Source organism: Nostoc cf. edaphicum LEGE 07299, assembly GCF_015207245.1.
Taxonomy (GTDB): domain Bacteria; phylum Cyanobacteriota; class Cyanobacteriia; order Cyanobacteriales; family Nostocaceae; genus Nostoc; species Nostoc edaphicum_B.
Map to the genome: position 1 here is coordinate 1 of NZ_JADEXF010000828.1, position 3005 is coordinate 3005.

The 3005-nt window shown below is 42.3% G+C and carries 6 protein-coding genes; all 6 read left to right on the plus strand.

Annotated elements, in window-relative coordinates; genetic code table 11:
• The coding region (locus tag IQ229_RS21275) for a NifX-associated nitrogen fixation protein (RefSeq protein ID WP_228013627.1) at window positions 1–446 on the plus strand (446 nt) is incomplete at its 5' end.
• An 84-nt stretch (window positions 447–530) separates the two neighbouring features.
• Entirely contained in the window at window positions 531–731 is a 201-nt protein-coding gene (locus IQ229_RS21280) for a CCE_0567 family metalloprotein (RefSeq protein WP_185580868.1), read from the plus strand.
• Window positions 728–1045, plus strand: coding sequence for a nitrogenase-stabilizing/protective protein NifW (gene nifW, locus IQ229_RS21285; protein WP_193947837.1), 318 nt, complete (start codon window positions 728–730; stop codon window positions 1043–1045). The genes IQ229_RS21280 and nifW overlap by 4 nt, the downstream gene beginning before the upstream one ends.
• A 10-nt stretch (window positions 1046–1055) precedes the next feature.
• Window positions 1056–1865, plus strand: a complete 810-nt coding sequence (locus tag IQ229_RS21290) for a HesA/MoeB/ThiF family protein (protein ID WP_194047128.1) — start codon at window positions 1056–1058, stop codon at window positions 1863–1865.
• 112 nt (window positions 1866–1977) lie between these two features.
• On the plus strand, window positions 1978–2349 hold the full coding sequence (locus tag IQ229_RS21295; RefSeq protein ID WP_094339971.1) for a HesB/IscA family protein: 372 nt from the start codon (window positions 1978–1980) through the stop codon (window positions 2347–2349).
• A gap of 227 nt (window positions 2350–2576) precedes the next feature.
• Complete coding sequence (locus tag IQ229_RS21300) at window positions 2577–2876, plus strand: 2Fe-2S iron-sulfur cluster-binding protein (protein WP_100900536.1); 300 nt, start codon at window positions 2577–2579, stop codon at window positions 2874–2876.
• Window positions 2877–3005 lie beyond the last annotated feature (129 nt).

The window sequence follows — 3005 nt, forward strand, 5'->3', positions numbered from 1 at the left end:
CTACAACTGAAGTCTTGAACTCACCTTTTCTTAAGGTATTAATTAAACAAATCCGTGGCCAAGACAGTTATGGAGTTTATCGTACTTGGTCGGATGAGTTGATTCTCAAACCCTTTATTGTTACCAAACAAAAGAAACGGGAAATCTCCGTTGAGGGCGAAGTTGATGCGGTAACTCAAGCCCGGATTATGGCATTTTTTCGAGCTGTAGCGGCTGGGATTGAACAAGAAACAGGTTTGATATCCCAGGTTGTAGTTGATTTGAGCCATGAAGGATTTGGCTGGGCGCTAGTTTTTTCTGGCCGTCTTTTGCTAGCTGTAAAAACCTTGCGAGATGCTCAACGCTTTGGCTTTGACTCAGTAGAGAAATTAGCAGAAGAGGGAGAAAATTACGTCAAAAAAGGTCTTGATTTGGCGAAACGCTTTCCTGAAGTTGGCAAAATTTAATTAGTCATTAGTCATTGGTCATTGGTCATTAGTAAAAGACACATGACTAATGACAAAAGGTGAAGGACGAAGGACGAAGGACAAATGACAATTGAGGAACTACAGGGACAAATCAGACGCCTCAACAGCAAAGCAGGTCAAATGAAAATGGATCTGCATGATTTAGCTGAAGGTCTGCCAACAGATTATACACAACTTATGGATGTTGCCGCTGCAACTTATGAAATCTATCGCCAGTTAGATGAACTTAAGCAACATCTGAAACAATTGGAGAATGCTAAATGACTGGAACTATTGATGAATTCAAGAAGCTCGTAGATGCAGAAGAATTTTTTCAATTCTTTAATATGTCCTACGATTTAGAAGTTGTGAATGTGCATCGTCTACATATTCTGAAAAAGTTTTCTCAACACATGCAGGAAATTGATGATAATTCTCCTGACTTGAGTCAAGAAGAGAAATTAAATCAATATTCTTTGGCTTTGCAAAAAGCTTATCAGTTATTTACCGAATCGACAGCTTACGAACAAAAGCTGTTCAAAGTGTTTAACGACAAGCCGAAAAATGTAGTCACACTGACAGAAATCACTTCTGATTAGGAGGTATAAATTGGTTAACCTAACGCCTACCGAATTAGAACGCTATCGTCGCCAAATGATGCTTCCGAATTTTGGCGAAACAGCACAGAAACGCTTGAAGTCAGCGACAGTTCTGGTGACAGGTGTGGGGGGATTAGGCGGTACGGCGGCGCTTTACTTAGCAGTAGCGGGCGTTGGGCGGCTAATCCTAGTCCGGGGTGGTGACTTGCGGCAAGATGATATGAATCGTCAGGTTCTCATGACTGATGATTGGGTAGGTAAGCCAAGGGTACTCAAAGCTAAAGAAACTCTGGATGCGATTAATCCTGATGTCCAAGTGGAAGCTGTTCATGATTACATTACCCCGGAAAATGTAGATTCGTTAGTGCAATCTGCCGATATGGCTCTTGATTGCGCCCACAATTTTACAGAGCGCAATTTGTTAAATGAAGCCTGTGTGCGATCGCGTAAGCCAATGGTGGAAGCAGCAATGAATGGGATGGAGGCTTACCTGACAACGATTATTCCTGGTGTGACTCCTTGCTTGTCTTGTCTGTTTCCAGAAAAGCCTGAGTGGGATCAGCGCGGCTTTTCAGTTCTAGGAGCTGTTTCTGGAACCCTAGCTTGTTTAACAGCACTGGAAGCTATCAAGCTGATCACCGGGTTTAGTCAGCCTCTATTGTCGCAATTGCTGACAATCGATCTAAATCGGATGGAATTTGCTAAACGCCGTTCTCACCGCGATCGCTCTTGTCCAGTATGCGGTAATAGTGCGCCTTGGAGACACGCGCAAGCCAATTCGATGGAACCCACCGCCACAGGTATTGCACAAAATAGTTAATTTTCGTCATTAGTCATTGGTCATTAGTCATTAGTGAATAACAAAGGACAACTGACAAAGGACAACCCCACCTGAAATCAGAACAACTAATCGCTACAAATCAGGAGACTTCATGGCCGTTATTTTATCAGAAAAAGCAGAATTTCATCTGCGGGCATTCCTCAAAGGTTCCGCACCCGATGCTAATGGTGCAACTAAAGGTGTCCGTATCTCTGTAAAAGATGGTGGTTGCAGTGGCTACGAATATGCGATCGATATCACCAGCAAACCTCAACCAGATGATTTGGTAAGTCACCAAGGCAAAGTGGTAGTTTACGTTGATGCCAAAAGTGCGCCGTTATTAGACGGAGTTATCGTTGACTTCGTTGAGGGAGTGATGGAAAGCGGTTTTAAATTCATCAACCCCAACGCAACTGATACCTGCGGTTGTGGAAAGTCCTTCAAAACAGACGACGGTACGCCTACTGGTGTACCTTGCAGCTAACATCATTCCGTTAGCTTAAGTCTATTTTAGAGGCTTCCGATAGACGCATTCCGCAGAGTTTCAATGCCCTTGAGGTAGCTTCTAGTTCGCCTTGCATCCCTTACCTCTATAGAGAAGCCGACTAAGCGTAGCATCTCTGTAAGAACAAAGGAAGCAAAAAGTAGGATAGGTTGCTCAAAAAATTCGTAAATTAGACCAACTGTATAACGTTTGAGGAGAATCTGAAAATGGCTACCTACCAAGTTAGATTAATCAACAAAAAAGAAGACCTCGACACCACAATTGAAGTTGACGAAGAGACCACCATCTTAGATGCAGCAGAAGAAAGTGGTATTGAGTTGCCAGCTTCTTGTCAAGCAGGTTCTTGCTCTAGTTGTGTTGGCAAGGTCGTTGAAGGTGAAATTGATCAAGAAGATCAAAACTTCCTGGATGACGAACAGATTTCTAAGGGATTCGCTCTACTTTGTGTCACTTATCCCCGTTCTAATTGCACAATTAAGACACATCAAGAACCCTATCTCGTCTAAACTATTATTTTGGTTGCTGCCTTTCGCAACCAAATAACAAATGAAGGATGAAGGATGAAAATATACTTCCTTCTTCCTTTCACAATTCATAATTTATAATTAAAATATTTACTCGCTTTAGTGTTATTG

Coding starts and splice junctions, on each gene's coding strand:
- nifW (WP_193947837.1), top strand. CDS start 728: ATGACTGGAACTATTGATGAATTCAAGAAGCTCGTAGATGCAGAAGAA.
- IQ229_RS21280 (WP_185580868.1), top strand. CDS start 531: ATGACAATTGAGGAACTACAGGGACAAATCAGACGCCTCAACAGCAAA.
- IQ229_RS21300 (WP_100900536.1), top strand. CDS start 2,577: ATGGCTACCTACCAAGTTAGATTAATCAACAAAAAAGAAGACCTCGAC.
- IQ229_RS21295 (WP_094339971.1), top strand. CDS start 1,978: ATGGCCGTTATTTTATCAGAAAAAGCAGAATTTCATCTGCGGGCATTC.